This window comes from Mycobacterium sp. 29Ha (genome assembly GCF_032883055.1).
Lineage (GTDB): Bacteria > Actinomycetota > Actinomycetes > Mycobacteriales > Mycobacteriaceae > Mycobacterium > Mycobacterium gallinarum.
Window position 1 is genome coordinate 466,030 of the sequence record NZ_JAMQTI010000001.1, and the last position, 17,270, is coordinate 483,299.

At 67.1% G+C, this 17,270-nt stretch carries 12 protein-coding genes; 5 read left to right on the plus strand and 7 right to left on the minus strand.

All coding sequences use genetic code 11. The features are described 5' to 3' along the window. The first annotated feature begins 206 nt into the window (after positions 1-206). Entirely contained in the window at positions 207-1,613 is a 1,407-nt protein-coding gene (locus tag M1248_RS02290) for an aldehyde dehydrogenase family protein (RefSeq protein WP_163729622.1), read from the plus strand. Here M1248_RS02290 and M1248_RS02295 read toward each other — a convergent pair whose 3' ends face one another. The 6 genes from M1248_RS02295 to M1248_RS33305 all read right to left on the minus strand — a co-directional run bounded on the left by M1248_RS02295 (position 1,614) and on the right by M1248_RS33305 (position 7,703). Further along, positions 1,614-2,615: a LacI family DNA-binding transcriptional regulator gene (locus M1248_RS02295; RefSeq protein ID WP_317147421.1), complete on the minus strand. Its 1,002-nt coding sequence runs from the start codon at positions 2,613-2,615 to the stop codon at positions 1,614-1,616. A gap of 69 nt (positions 2,616-2,684) precedes the next feature. Next, entirely contained in the window at positions 2,685-4,151 is a 1,467-nt protein-coding gene (locus M1248_RS02300; protein WP_163729616.1) for an aldehyde dehydrogenase family protein, read from the minus strand. 118 nt (positions 4,152-4,269) lie between these two features. Next, the gene (locus M1248_RS02305) at positions 4,270-5,016 is read right to left on the minus strand and encodes a sirohydrochlorin chelatase (protein ID WP_317147422.1); all 747 of its coding nucleotides are present in this window, start codon (positions 5,014-5,016) and stop codon (positions 4,270-4,272) included. Beyond that, positions 4,995-5,699, minus strand: a complete 705-nt coding sequence (locus M1248_RS02310; protein WP_163729612.1) for a phosphoadenylyl-sulfate reductase — start codon at positions 5,697-5,699, stop codon at positions 4,995-4,997. The genes M1248_RS02305 and M1248_RS02310 overlap by 22 nt, the downstream gene beginning before the upstream one ends. 27 nt (positions 5,700-5,726) lie before the next feature. Beyond that, entirely contained in the window at positions 5,727-7,406 is a 1,680-nt protein-coding gene (locus M1248_RS02315) for a nitrite/sulfite reductase (RefSeq protein WP_317147423.1), read from the minus strand. Positions 7,407-7,511: 105 nt separating this feature from the next. Beyond that, entirely contained in the window at positions 7,512-7,703 is a 192-nt protein-coding gene (locus M1248_RS33305) for an Ms4527A family Cys-rich leader peptide (RefSeq protein WP_410506604.1), read from the minus strand. On the opposite strand from M1248_RS33305, the gene hemW reads away from it, so the two are divergent. From hemW to M1248_RS02335, 4 genes are all read left to right on the plus strand, one after another. Beyond that, a complete protein-coding gene (hemW, locus tag M1248_RS02320) occupies positions 7,702-8,880 on the plus strand; it encodes a radical SAM family heme chaperone HemW (RefSeq protein ID WP_317147424.1) in 1,179 nt (392 codons plus the stop codon). The two genes, M1248_RS33305 and hemW, sit on opposite strands and share 2 nt — an antisense overlap. 77 nt (positions 8,881-8,957) lie before the next feature. Continuing rightward, positions 8,958-9,473 carry a sigma-70 family RNA polymerase sigma factor gene (locus M1248_RS02325; protein WP_163729606.1) on the plus strand — a complete coding sequence of 172 codons (516 nt, stop codon included), beginning with the start codon at positions 8,958-8,960 and terminating at the stop codon, positions 9,471-9,473. After that, positions 9,466-10,164 (plus strand): hypothetical protein, encoded by a 699-nt coding sequence (locus tag M1248_RS02330; RefSeq protein WP_317147425.1) that lies wholly within the window; start codon positions 9,466-9,468, stop codon positions 10,162-10,164. The genes M1248_RS02325 and M1248_RS02330 overlap by 8 nt, the downstream gene beginning before the upstream one ends. 175 nt (positions 10,165-10,339) lie before the next feature. Continuing rightward, positions 10,340-15,520: a type I polyketide synthase gene (locus M1248_RS02335; RefSeq protein WP_317147426.1), complete on the plus strand. Its 5,181-nt coding sequence runs from the start codon at positions 10,340-10,342 to the stop codon at positions 15,518-15,520. Positions 15,521-15,532: 12 nt separating this feature from the next. On the opposite strand, the gene M1248_RS02340 is transcribed toward M1248_RS02335, so the two are convergent. Then, on the minus strand, positions 15,533-17,185 hold the full coding sequence (locus tag M1248_RS02340; protein WP_317147427.1) for a (2,3-dihydroxybenzoyl)adenylate synthase: 1,653 nt from the start codon (positions 17,183-17,185) through the stop codon (positions 15,533-15,535). Positions 17,186-17,270 lie beyond the last annotated feature (85 nt).

The following is a 17,270-nucleotide window of genomic DNA, read 5'->3' on the forward strand; positions in this document are numbered from 1 at the left end:
AGTGTCGGCGGCTTGGCGATCGTTGGAGCGCCTTTTCGGCCTGCGCGGACCGCTCGCCGACTTCGTCGCGACAGCGCGGCCGCAGGCGGCCGTCGTACCCCTTAGTGGACATCGACCCGACTGGACGCATAACCTAGCCTGGTTATGCGCTTAAGCACGGCATGGACAACGGTGTTCCCGGGGCGCGGCGAAAGGTTTGACGGACAGTGACTACGACCATTCCGGTGTTCAACCCCTCGACAGAAGAACAGATCTTCGAGGTCGTCGACTCAGACCAGGCAGCCGTCGACGCGGCAGTCGCCCGGGCCCGCGAGACCTTCGAATCCGGGGTGTGGCGCAAGCTGCCCGCCGCGCGACGCGCGGAGGTGCTCTTCCGAGCCGCCGAGATCATCAGGGAACGTACCGACGAGCTCGCCTTGCTCGAGGGCCGTGACAACGGCATGAACAAGGTGGCGGGTGAGCAGATCATCAAGGTGTCGATGGAGATGCTGCTGTACTACGCAGGTTGGGTCGGCAAGATCCACGGCGAGTCCAGCAGCGTCGTATCCGATGGCCTGCTCGGACACTACGAGAGCTTTCACAACTTCACCCAGCTCGAACCGGTCGGGGTGTGTGGCCTCATCATCCCCTGGAACGGGCCGTTCTTCGTCGCGATGCTCAAGGTCGCGCCCGCGCTGGCGGCCGGGTGCTCCTGCGTACTGAAGCCCGCCGAGGAGACGCCGCTCACCGCGTTGAAGCTGGAGGAGATCTTCCGCGAGGCAGGCCTGCCTGACGGCGTGCTCAACGTCATCACCGGTTACGGCGAGACCACCGGTGCGGCGCTCACCGCGCATCCGGACGTCGACAAGATCTCGTTCACCGGGTCGACAGAGGTCGGCAGGCTGATCGTCAAGGCGGCCGCCGGGAACCTCAAGCGCCTCACGCTCGAGCTGGGTGGAAAGTCGCCCCTGATCATGTTCGAGGACGCCAATCTCGACAAGGCGATCATGAACGCGAGCCTTGGACTGCTCGCCGGATCGGGGCAGAACTGTTCCTGTACCTCGCGCATCTACGTTCAACGCGGCATCTACGACCAGGTGGTCGAGGGAATCGCGGGGTTCGCCAAGATGCTGCCGATGGGAGGCAGCGAGGACCCCGATTCGGTACTCGGACCGCTGATCAGTGACAAACAGCGCCAGCGTGTCGAAGGCATTGTGCAAGAGGGTGTTTCGAAGGGCGCCGAGATCATCACCGGCGGCAAGTACCTGGACCGCAAGGGCTACTTCTACGAGGCGACCGTCATCACCAACACCACGCCCGATATGCGGCTCATCCGCGAGGAGATCTTCGGGCCCGTCGGCTGCGTCATCCCCTTCGACGAGGAAGAGGAGGTTCTGGCCGCCGCGAACGACACGGAGTACGGCCTGGCCGGCGCCATCTGGACGGAGAACCTGGGGCGTGCCCACCGAGTCGCGAACGAGCTTCACGCAGGGCAGGTCTGGGTCAACTGTGCGCTTGGGGCGGATCCATCGATGCCGATCTGCGGGCACAAGCAATCGGGTTGGGGCGGCGAGCGAGGTCGCAAGGGCATCGAGGAGTACTTCAACACCAAGGCGGTCTACATCAGCCTCTGATCAGGTCGAGGCCCGCACGACCAGCCGGGTGATGTCGGCCGGCTGCGGCGGTGGCGACGACGGATAGTTCAGTTCGGCGAGCAACGCGGCGGTGGCCACGTCGGCGACCGCGGTCGGATCGAACTCGACCGTCGTCAAGGGCGGCGAGCTCAGCGCTCCGATGGGCGCGGCGTCGACCCCGATGACCGCCAGATCGGCGGGGCACGTCAAGCCCGCCTCCCGTACGCCGAACAGGATCAAGCACGCGACCTCATCGCTTTGCGCGCACACCGCGGTGACGCCGTCGCGCACCCACGAGGTGACCACCTCCACGACGTTCTCCTGGGTGACGTCGGCGACGCGGACCGGCGGCAGCTCCCTCGCCGTGGCCGCTGAGAGGATGCCGCCCAGCCAGTAGTCGCCCAGAGCGCGCCACCTCTTGGCGCCGGCGCGGGCGAAGGCGATCTCCCGGTGGCCGCGTGACACGAGATGGTCAATTCGCATCTCGCCCACAGACTCTGGTGGATTGCCCAGTGCGGGCAGCGTCCCGATCTCGATGTGCGGGATGTCCGCCGCCTTCATGGCGCGCACGACTCGATCGGGCAACGGGAACAGGCTCGTGACGGCGACGGGATCGATGTTCTCGATCGCGTCGACGATGTTGCGGTCGTCTTCGGTTTCGAAGATCTGGATCTGGAGCAGCCCTGCCCGTGCCAGATCGGCTGTCATCCGGCTGCCCGCCTGCAGCGGCATGTCGCCGACGGCGATGCGCGGAACCACGTAGAGCACGGCCCCGCTCCTGCCTCGCGCCAAGTTGCGGGCGGCCAGGTTGGGTCGGTAGCCCAACTGCTGGGCGGCGCGGATCACGGCGTCGCGAGTCCGCTCGGAAATCCGGTGCCCCTCGACGTCGTTAAGGACGTAACTCACCGTGGCAGTCGACACGTTCGCCAGACGCGCGACGTCAGCGGTGGTGGGCCTGGGCAGTCGCGTTTCGCCGGCTGCCGCGCCACGGGGACCGGCCATGCCACATCGTGGCATGTTCAGTCCCCGGGTTCGCGCATAGTCCGCGGCGTGGTCACCGCCGCATCGGTGTCAGAGCTGTGCCCAGACCGACTTCGTCTTCAGGTACGCGTCGATACCTTCCTGGCCGAACTCGTGTCCCCAACCGGACTGCCGGTACCCGCCGAACGGCACCGCGTGGTCGAACACCAACTGGCAGTTGATCGTTACGGTTCCGGCTTGCAACCGCTTGCCGAGACGATGCGCACGGCTGAGGTCGTTGGTCCACGCGGTGGCCGCCAGGCCGTAGGTCGTGTCGTTGGCCATCGCGACGGCCTCGTCGTCGTCGTCGAAAGGCAGGACCGTGACCACGGGCCCGAAGATCTCCTCCTGATACAGCCGCATGTCACGGTTGACGTTGGTCAGGACGGTCGGGTGCACGAAGTAGCCCTTGCGATCGAGCCGGTGGCCGCCCGTGACGACCTCGGCACCCTCGGACTTGCCCTCGTCGATGTAACCCATGACCCTGGTCAGCTGCTTCTGACTGATCAGCGGGCCGCTCATGCATCCCTCCTCATCAGGTCCGCCGAGCTTGACGAAGTTGGCCATGTTGGAGATGCCTTCGAGCACCTCGTCGTAGACGCCGCGCTGGACGAAAACGCGCGAGCCGCACACACAGCCCTGGCCGGAGTGCACGAAGATTCCCATCGACGCCATGAAGATGGCCTTCTGCAGGTCCGCGTCGTCGTAGATCAGCACCGGCGACTTACCGCCGAGCTCGAGCATGACCTTCTTGAGGTTGCCCGCCGATGCCCGCACGATCTCCTTGCCGATCTCCGTCGAGCCGGTGAAGGCGACCTTCTCGACGTCAGGATGCGCGGTGATCGCCGCGCCCGCGGTGTGGCCGTAGCCGGTCAGCAGGTTGACGACACCCTCGGGCACGCCTGCCTCGTGGATCAACCGGTTGAGCAGGATCGCCGACAGCGGCGTCTCCTCTGCGGGCTTGACCACCATGCTGCAGCCTGCGGCCAGCGCAGGCGCGAGCTTTGCGCATGCGTTGAAGATCGGGCCGTTCCACGGAAAGATCAGGCCCACAACGCCGTACGGCTCCTTGAGCGTGTAGGTGTGCATGTCGACCCACGTGTCGGTGGCGATGCCCGCGGTCTTCACGTCGTACGCGTTGCCGCTGATCTTGGTACACCAGCCGGCGTAGTAGCGGAAGAACTCGGCGCAGTTGGGCAGGCCAAGCGTCGCCTGCATCAGCGGCATGCCGGTGTTGAGCGAATCGAGGTGTGCAATCTCGTCGGCGTGCTCGTCGATGAGATCGGCGATCTTCCACATGATCTTGGCCCGCGCCCGTCCGGGCAGCTCCGACCACACGCCCGCCTCGAAGGAGGCCTTGGCACGCGCGACGGCCTCATCGACGGCTTGCGCGCCGCAGTCGGTGAACTCGACGATCTGCTCCTCGGTCACCGGGTTGATCACCGAGATCTTCTCACCCGTGCCCGGCCGTGCGGTGAGTTCGTCCAGAACCGTCTGCAGTGTCGCCGTCGATGTCATCGTTGACCTTTCTCGTCGCCCACGGGGAGCGCGTCGCCCACCATGCTGAGCAACTGCTTAGCATGGTGGCGACGCGAGGGTCAAGGCAGGCGCGAGCGGATGCGAAAACGATTACCGTTCAGGCGGCGGCGGAGACGACGCTCATCGCGTCGAAACGGTCGAGCACCGTGGCGGCGACCAGGTTGTGTGAGCCCAACGGCTCGGCCATCTGAATGCCGTGAGCTGCCGCATAGGACGCCACGCGGTCGGTGATGATGCCGTGCGCCAGGAACCATGGAGCGATCACAAGATTGCGGGCGCCGTCGGCCCGCAGCCGCTCCACCGCGTCGGCGACGTTCGGCCGCGGTCCGGTTGCGAACGCGACTTGGGCACCGGCCCAACGGGTTCCGGCGCTGAGCGCACGCGCCACGTCCCCGGTTCGCGCGTTGGCCGCCTCATTCGACGATCCGACGGCCGCGACCACAACGCCGAGGCCGTCCTCGTCCGGCGACACCCCGGTCTCGGACAGCCGCTGCCGCAACACGGACAGCAGGGCGGGATCTTCCCCGAGCACCTCGGCCTGCTCGACCCGCGCACCCGACTGCCCGATCATCTCAGGGATGTCGACGCGCGCGTGATACGCGTCGGCCAGCAGGAACGGCACCACGACGCCGTCGGGAAGGCCGGTCAGCACGTCACGCAGGTTCGGGTCGGTCTTCTCCAAAAACGCGGCACGGACGTCGAGCCAGGGCCGCAGCCGCCGGATGCGGCCGGCAACGGCATGTGTCACCGCGGCCGACCGCGGGTCGACGCTGCCGTGTGCCGCCAGGACGAGCGTCGGGCGGCTGGTGGGAGCCGGAGCCGTCACGACGCGTGCAGTCCGCATTCCGTCTTGGTCTGGCCCGCCCAGCGACCGCTGCGCGGATCGGCGCCCTCGACGGGCTTGGCGGTGCACGGTGCGCAGCCGATCGACGGATAGCCCTCGAAAACCAGGGGATTGACCAGCACATCGTGGGCGTCGATGTACGCCTGCATGTCCTCGTCGGACCACGCCGCGATCGGGTTGATCTTCACCAATCCGAAAGCCTTGTCCCAGCTGATGAGTGGCGCGTTGGCACGGGTGGGCGCCTCGACGCGGCGGATGCCGGTCACCCATGCCGAGTATCCGCGCAACGCCTTGGACAGCGGCTCGACCTTGCGCATCCGGCAGCACTCGCTGGCCTCGCGGGCGAACAGATCCTTGCCGAACAACTCGTCCTGCTTGGCGACCGTGTTCTCCGGCGTGACGTTGACGACGTTGATGTCGTAGACCGCCTCGACCGCGTCACGGGTGCCGATGGTCTCGACGAAGTGGTAACCGGTATCGAGGAACAGCACGTCGACGCCCGGGCGTACCTTGGCCGCCATATCGACGAGGACGGCGTCCTGCATGTTCGACGCGACGACGTAGTTGCCGCCGAAGTTCTCGTCGGTCCAGCGCAGCAGTTCGTCGGCGTTCGCACCCTCGAGTTCCGCCGCACCGCGTTCTGCCAACGCGATCAGGTCAGCCTCTGAAATGACGTCAGTCATCTGTGCCCTTCCTCTTCGCGCAAGCGCTCATCGCAGATCCGCCTCGTCTGCTCGTACGGCCCACGTAGCGAAACGCTCGCCGTCCTCGCGATGTTTCACGAAGTTGCGAACGACTCGTTCGATGTAGTCAGCCAGCTCGGTCGAGAGCACCTTGTGCTGACGCAATTTGCGGCCGAACCCGCTGTCCAGACCCAGGCTTCCCCCGAGGTGGACCTGAAAACCCTCCTCGGGCCCATCACCCTCGTCGACCATCTGGCCCTTGAAACCGATGTCGGCGACCTGGATGCGCGCGCACGAGTTCGGGCAGCCGTTGATGTTGACGGTGATCGGCACGTCGAGCTGGGCGTTGATGTCCTCGAGGCGCTTCTCCAGCTCCGGGACCAGCACCTGCGAACGGCTGCGGGTCTCGGCGAAGCTCAGCTTGCAGAACTCGATGCCGGTGCAGGCCATGAGGTTGCGCCGCCAGTGCGACGGTTGCGCCGGCAGCCCCAGCGCGTCCAGGCCGTTGCGCAGCTCGTCCAGCTTGTCGTCGGGAACATCGAGGATGATCAGCTTCTGGTACGGCGTGAATCGGATCCGATCGCTGCCCGCGGCCTCGGCCAGGTCGGCCACCTTAGTCAGGATGGTGCCCGAAACGCGGCCCGCGATCGGTGCGACGCCGACGGCGTTCAGGCCGTTCTTCAGTTTCTGCACGCCGACGTGGTCGATCGGTCGCGTGACCGGGATCGGTGCGGGTCCGTCGATCAGCGGCCGCTTCAGGTACTCGGTCTCGAGAACTTCACGGAACTTCTCGACACCCCAGTCCTTGATCAGGAACTTCAGCCGGGCCTTCGACCGCAGCCGCCGGTATCCGTAGTCACGGAAGACGCTGACCACGCCCTCCCATACGTCGGGCACCTCGTCGATCGGCACCCACGCGCCGACCCGCTGACCGAGCATCGGGTTGGTAGACAAGCCGCCGCCGACCCACAGGTCGAAGCCCGGACCGTGTTCGGGATGCTCGACGCCGATGAACGCCACGTCGTTGACCTCGTGCACCACGTCCTGCAGGCCCGAGATCGCGGTCTTGAACTTGCGCGGCAGGTTCGAGTACTCGGGCTTGTTGATGTAGCGCTTGACGATCTCGTGAATCGCCGGAGTTCCGTCGATAACCTCATCGAGTGACTCGCCGGCCAGCGGGGAGCCGAGGACGACGCGGGGGCAGTCGCCGCAGGCCTCGGTGGTCTGGAGTCCGACCTCGTCGAGCCGCCGCCAGATCTCGGGCATGTTCTCGACCTCGATCCAGTGGTACTGGATGTTCTGCCGGTCGGAGATGTCGGCGGTGTCGCGCGCGAACTCGGTGGAGATGCCGCCCAGCGTGCGCAGCGCGGCCGCGGTCAGGGCACCGCCGTCGCTGCGGACGCGCAGCATGAAGTACTCGTCCTCGAGCATGTCGGTGTTCTCGTCACCGGTCCAGGTGCCGTCATAGCCCGGCTTGCGCTGGGTGTACAGACCCCACCAGCGAAAACGGCCGCGCAGGTCGCCCTTGTCGATCGACTCGAAGCCGTTCTTGGCGTAGATGTTCTCGATGCGCGCCCGCACGTTGAGCGGGTTGTCGTCCTTCTTGGACTGTTCGTTCGGGTTGAGCGGCTCGCGGTATCCGAGTGCCCACTGGCCCTCGCCACGTGGGCGCTTGACAGGCTTGGGCTTTGATTCGGCTGTTGTCATATGGTTTGGCTCCTTTGTGGAGCCGGACCGCGCGTCTCACCGGTGGGCTGACCGGCGGCGCAGATCCGGCGGCCAGCTGCAAGTACAGGTGGGCAGGTCAGCGCGTCAGGGCAGACAACAACAGGTACATACGCGCTTGAAGTCGACGTGACGCCGCACCACCAGCGATACGCGGTGGGGGAAGATGCGGCCGGACTTCACGTTGCCAATTGTGCCACGGGCACCGACAGATGCCCTAACCGGGGCAGATTTGCGCTCACCGTGAGCAAAAGGCGCGATCTGGGAAACTGGCTGCATGACAGTCCCGACGGCAGGCGTGCGCGAGCTGCCCGATCTGGCGCCGACGCCGGGCCGTCCGTTCGGCGTCTACGTCCATGTGCCGTTCTGCGCTGCCCGCTGCGGCTACTGCGACTTCAACACCTATACCCCCGCAGAGCTGGGCGGAACGAATCCCGACAGCTGGCTGGCGGCGCTGCGTACGGAGCTCGCACTGGCCGCCGATCGGCTGGGCTCCACGCCCGTCGTCGACACCGTCTTCGTCGGAGGCGGCACCCCCTCGCTGCTCGGTGGCCCCGGTCTGACGTCGGTGCTGGCTGCGATCCGCGCGCATTTCACGCTCGCAAATGAGGCCGAAATCACGACGGAGGCGAACCCCGAGTCGACGTCACCCCAGCTGTTCGAGCACCTGCGGACGGCCGGCTTCACCAGGGTGTCGCTGGGCATGCAGTCAGTGGCACCGCACGTGCTGGCGGTGCTGGATCGGGTGCACTCGCCGGGGCGGGCTCTGGAAGCGGCGGGCGACGCCCGCGCTGCGGGCTTCGAGCACATCAACCTCGACCTGATCTACGGCACGCCCGGGGAGACCGACGACGACCTACTGCGCTCGGTCGATTCCGCCGTCGAGGCGAAGGTCGACCACGTGTCCGCCTACGCGCTGGTGGTCGAGGACGGTACGGCGCTGGCCCGCCGCGTGCGGCGCGGCGAGGTTCGTCCACCCGACAACGACGAGCTCGCGCATCGGTACGAGTTGATCGACGCGCGGTTGTCGGAAGCGGGTCTGGGTTGGTACGAGGTTTCGAACTGGTGCTTGCCCGGTGGTGAGTGCCGGCACAACGTCGGCTACTGGAACGGTGGTGAATGGTGGGGCGCCGGGCCTGGTGCGCACGGTTACGTCGGCACCACCCGATGGTGGAATGTTAAGCATCCCAACCCATACGCGCAAACGCTGGCCGAGGGGACGTTGCCGGTGGCCGACTTCGAGCGGCTCGACGCGGGCGCGCTGCACACCGAGGACGTCATGCTGCGGGTGCGCTTGCGCGAAGGGCTTCCGGTGGCGACGTTGAACGAGGCCGAACAGAGTCGCGCCCAGACCGCGATCGAGGACGGGCTGCTGACACGAGCCGGCGACCATTTGATCCTCACCGACCCGGGTCGCCTGTTGGCCGACGCGGTGGTCCGCACTCTGCTTGACTGACGATTGAACGATTCTGCGGTGGTAATCCGTTGTGTTGTGCGACGACGGAAAGCGAGGAATGCGCCGGTGCATCGCATATGACCGATCCTGATCAGGGCGAGCTGCTGCGGGCGATCCACGACGCCCACAGCAGGGATCTGCAGCGCTATGTAATGCGTCTGACGCGGGGCGACATGCCGTTCGCGGAGGACGTGGTGCAGGAATCGCTTTTGCGGCTGTGGCGAAAGCCCGAGATTCTCGAACAGCCCAGCGAATCGGCGCGGGCGTGGCTGTTCACCGTCGCCCGCAACCTCGTCATCGACGACCGCCGCAGCGCGCGCTTCACCCGGGAACTGCAGAGCGACGACCTCCCCGAGCGTCCGTCGCTGGATGCGATCGGACCCGCGGTCGACAAGTGGGTCCTGGCCGACGCGCTGAAGTCGTTGTCCAGCGATCATCGCAACGCCATCGTGCGCGCGTACTACCTCGGCCAGACCGTTGCCGACATCGCCCAGCAGGAACAGGTTCCCGAGGGCACGGTCAAGTCCAGACTTCACTACGCGCTACGCGCGTTACGAATCGCGTTGCAGGAAAGGGGGGTTGGCCGTGACTGAGAACAAGCCCGACGACGATCTCGCGGAATGGGATGCCGCCTACGTGCTCGGCGCGCTGAACCCAGACGATCAGCGGATCTACGAGAACTATCTCGCCACGAACCCCGAGCGGAACGCCGAGTTCGGCGAACTGGCCGGGATGCCCGACATTCTCGGTGTGCTCAGCCCCGAAGAGGCCTTGGCTTTGACCGACCTCGCGGGCAGTCCGCCGACCGCGGATCGCCCCGACAACGTCGCGTCGTTTTCCGCCGCCTCGGCGAAGCGGCAGCGGCGGTCCGGGCGGGCCATCACGGTCGTGGTGGCGGCCGCCGCGGCGTTGGCGATCGTCGGCGGCGTAGTCGGGGCGACGGTCTTTCCTCGCACGACGTCGGTGGAGACGGTGGCGATGTCACCGATGCAGCCTGGGTCGCGTCCCGGTCTCACCGCCCAGCTCGCCGTCACGGAGAAGAAGTGGGGGACCGAGCTCAACTGGGCCTGCGAGTACACCAAGGATTGGTCGCGCGACGTCGAGAGCTACGACATCGTCGTCACGACGAAGAGCGGCGGGCAGACGGTCGTGGGTTCGTGGCGTCCCGCCGGGGACGAAGCCGCCGGATTGTCAGCGGCGACGAGCATTCCGACATCGGAGATCGCCAAGGTCGACATTCGGGTGACCGGCACCGATGAACCGCTGGCCGTCACCACTCTTTGAGGGTCACCGGCGAGTTCGACGACGGCGGAAACGTGATCGGCGCCACGCTCATGATCACTGTGTAGGCCCTGCGTAGGGACCAATTCCGGCGCCTGGTGTGCCAGGATGGCGACCATGACGCGGGGTTTGTTAGGCAAGGCTATCCAGACTTTCAAGCACGCAGGGCTTCGTTGACGTGGCAACTACCCCTGAGCCGGTCGCGATCGTCGGCATCGGCTGCCGGCTGGCGGGCAGCATCAACGACCCGGCGCAGTTCTGGACGTTCCTGATCGAAGGCCGAAGCGACGTACGAGAGGTGCCGGAGGAGCGCTGGGAACCGTATCTGCGCCGGGATCCCCGCAACGCGGCGGTGTTGAAGGAAACCACGCGCTGGGGCACCTTCCTCGACGACCTGGCCGGGTTCGACGCCGAGTTCTTCGGGGTGTCACCGCGCGAGGCGGAACTGATGGATCCCCAGCAGCGGCTGGCGCTCGAAGTGAGCTGGGAAGCGCTCGAACACGCCGGTGTGCCGCCGCGCACGTTGGCGGGAACCGACACCGCCGTGCTCATGGGCGTCAACTCCGACGACTACGGCAAGCTGATCATGGAGGACCTGCCCGGCATCGAGGCATGGACCGGGATCGGCACGTCCCTGTGTGGCATCGCCAACCGGGTGTCGCACCTGCTCGATCTGCGCGGGCCGAGCGTCGCGCTGGACGCCGCGTGCGCCGCATCGCTGGTGGCCGTGCACCAGGCCTGCCAGATGCTTCGCTCCGGTGAGACGTCGCTGGCGCTGGCCGGCGGTGTCAGCGCCCTGATCGGCCCTGGGCTGACGCGTGTGCTCGACGAGGCGGGGGCGACGGCCCCGGATGGGCGCTGCAAGACGTTCGACGCCAGTGCCGACGGTTACGGGCGCGGCGAGGGCGCGGCGGTGGTCGTGCTCAAACGCCTCACCGACGCGGTGCGCGACGGTGATCGGATCCTGGCCCTGGTGCGCGGCGGTGCGATCGCGCAGGACGGTCGGACGGTGGGCATCATGTCGCCCAACGGCGATGCTCAGGCCGACATGTTCGCGCGGGCGTGCAAATCAGCCGGCGTGCCACCCGCGAGTGTCGACTTCGTCGAGGCGCACGGAACCGGCACGCCGACAGGCGATCCCACCGAGGTGCGGGCGTTGGCGTCCGTCTACGGAGTCGATCGACCGGCGGACGCGCCGTGCCGAATCGGATCGGTGAAGCCGAACGTCGGCCACCTGGAAGGCGGCGCGGGCGTGGTCGGCCTCGTCAAGGCGGCGCTGGCGCTGTACCACGAAGCGATCCCGCCGACCGCCGGGGTGAAAACGCTGACCCCCGCCGTTGATTGGGCGAACAGCGGCCTGCGGGTGCCGACCGTCGTCGAGCCGTGGGAGCGCACCGGCGACGCACCCCGTCGCGCCGCGGTGTGCAGCTACGGCTACGGCGGGACGATCGCCCACATACTGCTCGAGGAAGCCCCCCGTCCCGAGACTCCTTCTGCTGCCGAGGTTTCAGCCACGCCGACGGTCGTGCCGATATCGGCGCGCTCAACGGCCCGGGTGCGCACCCAGGCGCGGGCCCTGGCCGACCATTTGCGCGCCGGCGACAAGGGACTGGATCGCGTCGCGGCGACGGCGTGGGTGCGCCGCTCGCACGAACCGGCAAGGGCCGCGGTGGTGGCGGAGAACATCGACGGTTTGGTGGCCGGGCTGGACTCGCTCGCCAACGACGAACCCGATCCAATGGTCGTGACCGGCAACGCTCTCGCGACAGAAGGTGCGGTGTGGGTGTTCTCCGGCCATGGATCGCACTGGGCCGGCATGGGACGACAACTGCTCGAACGTGCGCCCGCATTCAGCGCGGTCATCGACGCGATCGATCCGGTGTTTCGCGAAGAGCTGGGGTTTCGTGCGCGCGATGCGCTGCGCACCGGCGAACTCGGCGGCACAGACCGCGTGCAGGCGTTGACGTTTGCGATGCAGGTGGGTCTGGCCGCGGTGCTACGCGAGCGGGGCGTGACGCCCGCCGCCGTGATCGGGCACTCGGTGGGTGAGGTCGCCGCGTGTGTGACGGCAGGTGTGTTCGACCTGACGGTGGGCGCCGCGGTGGCGTGCTACCGGGCGCGTGGATTCCAGTCGGTGATGGGCGACGGCGCCATGGCACTGGTGCGCCTACCTTTCGCTGAAGCCGAACGGAGACTCGAGGGACGTCGCAGTGTGGTGGCGGCGATCAGCGCTTCACCCGCATCGACCGTCGTGTCCGGCACCGTCAGCGCCGTCGAGCAGATCTGCCAGATGTGGACCGACGAAGGCGTGATGATCCGCCGCGTCAACACCGACGTGGCGTTCCATAGTCCGGCGATGGATGCGCTGACCGCGGAACTCGGCCGGCTCACAGCAGAGCTGCCGCCGCCACGTCCCGCCGAAATCCCGCTGTACACAACTGCACTGACCGATCCGCGGTCGACGGCACCTCGCGACCAGCACTACTGGGTCAGCAACCTTCGTGATCGCGTGCGCTTCGCGGAGGCGGTGACCGCGGCGGCCGAGGACGGCCATCGGCTGTTCCTGGAGGTGTCCGCCCACCCTGTCGTCTCACATTCGATCGTGGAGACGTTGACGTACGCGGGCATCGACGAGCATGAGGTGGTCCCGGTGCTGCGCCGCGACCGTCCAGAGCTGCAATCGGTGGCCACTGCGGTGGGCGCCCTGTACTGCAACGGCGCCCCCGTACGCCACGGCATCGATGCCCGCACACCGTGGGCCGACTCGCTGCCCGTGACGCAGTGGCAGCACCGCCGCTTCTGGCGCACGCCGACGCCGCCGCCCGGTGGTCGCGGTGTGCATGACGTCGACACTCACACCCTGCTGGGCGGGCGGATGGACGTGACAGGCGCCGTCGCATCCACCATGTGGCACACCCGCCTGGATATGGACAACCGGCCGTATCCGGGCAACCATCCTGTGCAGAATACGGAAATCGTCCCTGCCGCAGTCATTTTGAACACCTTCCTAGGCGCGGTCGCCAATCTGAACACGCGCTCTGACCGGTCGAGTACCGACCTCGTGGACGTCCGCCTGCGCACCCCGGTGGCGCCGAGCCGCGCCCGCGATGTGCAGGTGGTCCTGCAGGACCGCGGGCTGACGCTGTCGACACGGCTGGTGGACGACGACGACACTGCCGACGACGGCGGGTGGCTCACCCACAGCAGCGCGGTCGCCGCCGCCGACGACGACATCGAGGATCTTCTCGGACAGGTGCTCGACGAGTCTGCCGCGCGTCAGCGGTGTGCCGACGCCCTTGCGCCGAACCACATCGTGGACACCCTGGCGACGCTCGGTGTGGCGGCGATGGGATTCGATTGGGAGATACTCGATCTGCACCGCGCCGATTCAGAGCTGATCGCGCGGGTCGCCGCCCACGGCGACCGGACCGCGCCCGCGACGTGGGCGGCGCTGCTCGATGCCGCGACATCCGCGGCTTCCACGATTTTCGACGGACCACCGCGGCTGCGGATGCCTGCCCGAATAGAGCGGGTGCAGGTGTACGGCCGTCCGCCGGCGGTCGCGGTGCTGCAGGTTCGACGCCGGCCCGACACCACCACGACCGATGTGCTGATCGCCGACGAGTCGGGCACTGTGCACGCATCGCTCACCGGGATGTCGTTCGAGGAACTCCAAAGCCCTGCCGGAAGCGATCTTTCGCGGATGCTTCACCACGTCACGTGGCATTCGGTCCCGTGGGACCAGGGCGAACGGCCGTCCGCGGTGTTCGTCGTCGGCGGTGACGCCGACACCCAACGCTTCGTGACCCGCGATCTCGCCGGCGCTGACGTGCCGTATGTGACCTACGCCGAACCGGGCGAGATCGCCGAGGCCGCCGTCGAACTGGACCGCGACGCTGTGGTGCTGGTCCTGGCCCGCGCGCACGACACCCCGCAGAAATCGGTCGAGGTCGTCATGCGTACGTTGCGGCACCTGCTCGATCGCGGCGCGAAGGCACGCATATGGGTGCTCACCCAGGGTGTGCACGAAGGCGGCAATGTCGTCCACGCTCCGCTGTGGGGGCTTGCCCGCGTCGCGGCCGCCGAGCATCCCGAGATCTTCGGCGGTGTCCTCGACGTGGGCAATGCGCATCTGCCCGTCGGCGCTCTCGCGTCCCTTCGCGGTCATCCCGTCGTCGTGCTCCGCAATGGCGACACGAAGGTCGCGAGGTTGGCTTTCGCCGGCCGGGGGACCGGCACGCCCATGCAGTGTTCGCCGGGTGGTACCTACCTGATCACCGGCGGCACAGGCGTTCTCGGCCTGAGGATGGCGCAACGACTCGCCGATATCGGTGCTCGGCGCATCGTTCTGCTGTCTCGCTCAGGCATGTTGGACCGTGCCGATTGGCGGGACGCGGCGGAATCCGAGCTGATTCGCACAGTGGCTGCGCTCGAGGAGCGGGGGGTGTCGGTCCACGTCATGCCGCTCGACGTCGGCGCGCCCGACGCCGTCGAGGCGCTGCGGGTCGCGCTGCGGCATCTGCCACCCGTGCGGGGTGTCATTCATGCCGCTGGTGTGGAAGCCGGTGCACTGCTTGTCAATACGAGTGCCGAGGATTTCGAGATGGCCATGCACCCCAAGGTCGACGGGACCTTGACATTGCACGAGGTCTTCCCGCCGGAGCAGTTGGATTGGATGATCTTGTTCTCGTCGTGCGGTTACCTCGCGGGCTTCCCCGGACAGGGTGCCTACGCGTGCGCGAACTCGTTCCTCGACGTCATGGCCCGTCATCGCCGTCGTCTCGGCGACCGCACGGTGAGCATCGCGTGGACGGCGTGGCGAGGTTTGGGGATGGGCTCGACGTCCGGCTTCGTCGCCGCTCAGCTCGACGCGCTCGGCATGGGCACCATCGGTGCCGACGAGGCGGTCCGTGCGCTTGATCTGGCGATGCGCGATGATCAGCCGAATGTCGTTGTGCTTCCCGTGCTCCCGGGAGCCACCGCCGTCCCGATGCTCGCCGATGTCGCGCCCGTCGAGAACGACGAGTCGGCGCTGGCGGATTCGGTGGCGGGCAGTTTTGTGGGGGACGACGGCGAACCCGACCCGAAGCGCGTCATCGAGTGCGTCGTCGGCGCTGTCTCGGCCCAGCTGGGTCTCGCGGAAAACGATGTGGACACCGGGTTGCCTCTGGTGGAGATCGGTGTCGACTCGATCATGACCGTCGGACTGTTACGTCAGCTCGAGAAGCAGACCGGGCTGCCGCTGCCGCCAACGCTGCTGTGGGAATACCCCTCCGCAGCCGCGGTGTCGGAGCGAATCACCGAGCTGCTCGCATCACCGGAAGCCTCGCAGGAGTCCTGCGAAGTCCCGGTGTCCTGATCGCCGGGAGGGTCAGGACGACGCGAGCTGCGCCACGACCTTCTTCTTGTCGACCTTGCCCACCGCGGTCTTGGGCAGTGCCGGCATCGGCGCGAGCACGTCGGGGCGTGAGTGTGCGGAAACGCCCCGTTCATCGAGGAACTGGTTCAGCTCGGCGAGCGTGACCGCGCGTCCGCTGAAGACGACTGCAGCGCAGATCTTTTCGCCGAGGTAGTCGTCGGGTAACGCAACCGCGGCCGCGGCGTCGATCGCCGGATGTGCGAACAGGTGCTCCTCCAAGTCGGAAGCGGATACGGTTTCACCGCCGCGGTGAATGACATCCTTGATCCGCCCGGTGACCTCCACGTAGCCCGCCCTCGGGCCGTCGGTGAAGATGCGCACCCGATCCCCGGAGCGGTAGAAACCGTCGGGGCTGAACGACCGTGCGTTGGCCTCCTCGGCGCGGTAGTAGCCGTTGAGCGTGTAAGGGCCGCGCACCAGCAGCTCGCCCTCCTCGCCCGGGGCGACTTCGCGGCCCGCCTCGTCGACCACTCGCATCTCGTCCAAGGGTGACATCGGCTTTCCCTGGGTGTTGACAACGACGTCGACGGGATCGCCGATGCGGGTGAAGTTGAGCATTCCTTCTGCCATGCCGAAGATCTGGGACAATCCGGGGGTCAACCCGTCGAGGATGTAGCGGGCCTCCTCGGGCGTCATCCGTGAGCCGCCGACCTGGACTACGCGCAGCGATGTCGGCAGCACAGGCTCCCACTCACACGCCTGCGTCCACACCTTGGCGAGTGCGTTGACGAGTCCGGTGACGGTGATCTTGTGTTGGTCGATCACCGCGAACGCCGACTCGGGGCTTGGATCGGCGGTGAACACCGACGTGGCCCCTACGGTCATCGAGCCCAGCAGGCCGGGGCAGCCCAGCGGAAAGTTGTGCCCCGCTGGCAGCGCGACGAGATACACGTCCTCGCCGGTCATCTCGTACGCTTGCGCGCACGCGGTCGCGTTGTAGACGTAGTCGTCGTGCGTGCGGGCGATCAGCTTCGGCAGGCCGGTCGTGCCACCCGACACCAGCAGCAGGGCGGGGTTACCCGGGTCGACCGGCGCCTGATCGCGGATCGGACCGTCGAAATCGGCCAGCTCCGGCCATGATTGGAACGGACCGGGGTCGCCATCCACGAACACGTGGGCCAGCCGGGGATGTTCGTTCACCAGGGCCTGGGCCAGTTCCCGGTAGTCGAAACCGGCGACCCGGTCGGCGACGACGAGGCCGACTGCACCGCTCACGTCGGCGAAGTGGCTGAGTTCGGCATGGCGATGACCCGGCAGACACATCACCGGGACGGCGCCCGCACGCAACAGACCGAACAACGCGACGGCGAACTCAGCCGAATTGGGCAGCTGCAGCATCATGCGGTCACCGGGGGCGATACCGCGTTCCGCCAGTGCCGACGCGATCCGATTGGCACGCGCGTCCAGTTCGGCGAAGGTATAGGTGGTGTCCGGATCGATCACCGCGGCGCGGTCCGGCCAGTTCGTCGCGGCATCGCTGAGGATCGAATCGAGCCGGCGGCCGGTCCAGAGCCCGGCGCGGCGGTACTCGTTCGCGCGGTCGGCGGGAAATGGCACGAAACCGGTGGTGAGATCGCTGTGCTGAGAGTCGAGACCGGTGCTCATTGTGGGTAGGACCCCTCCGGGTAGGTGTGTTCGGCACCTCGAATATAAGGTAGCCTCGCCGAGTTAGTTAGGGCAGCCTAATTTG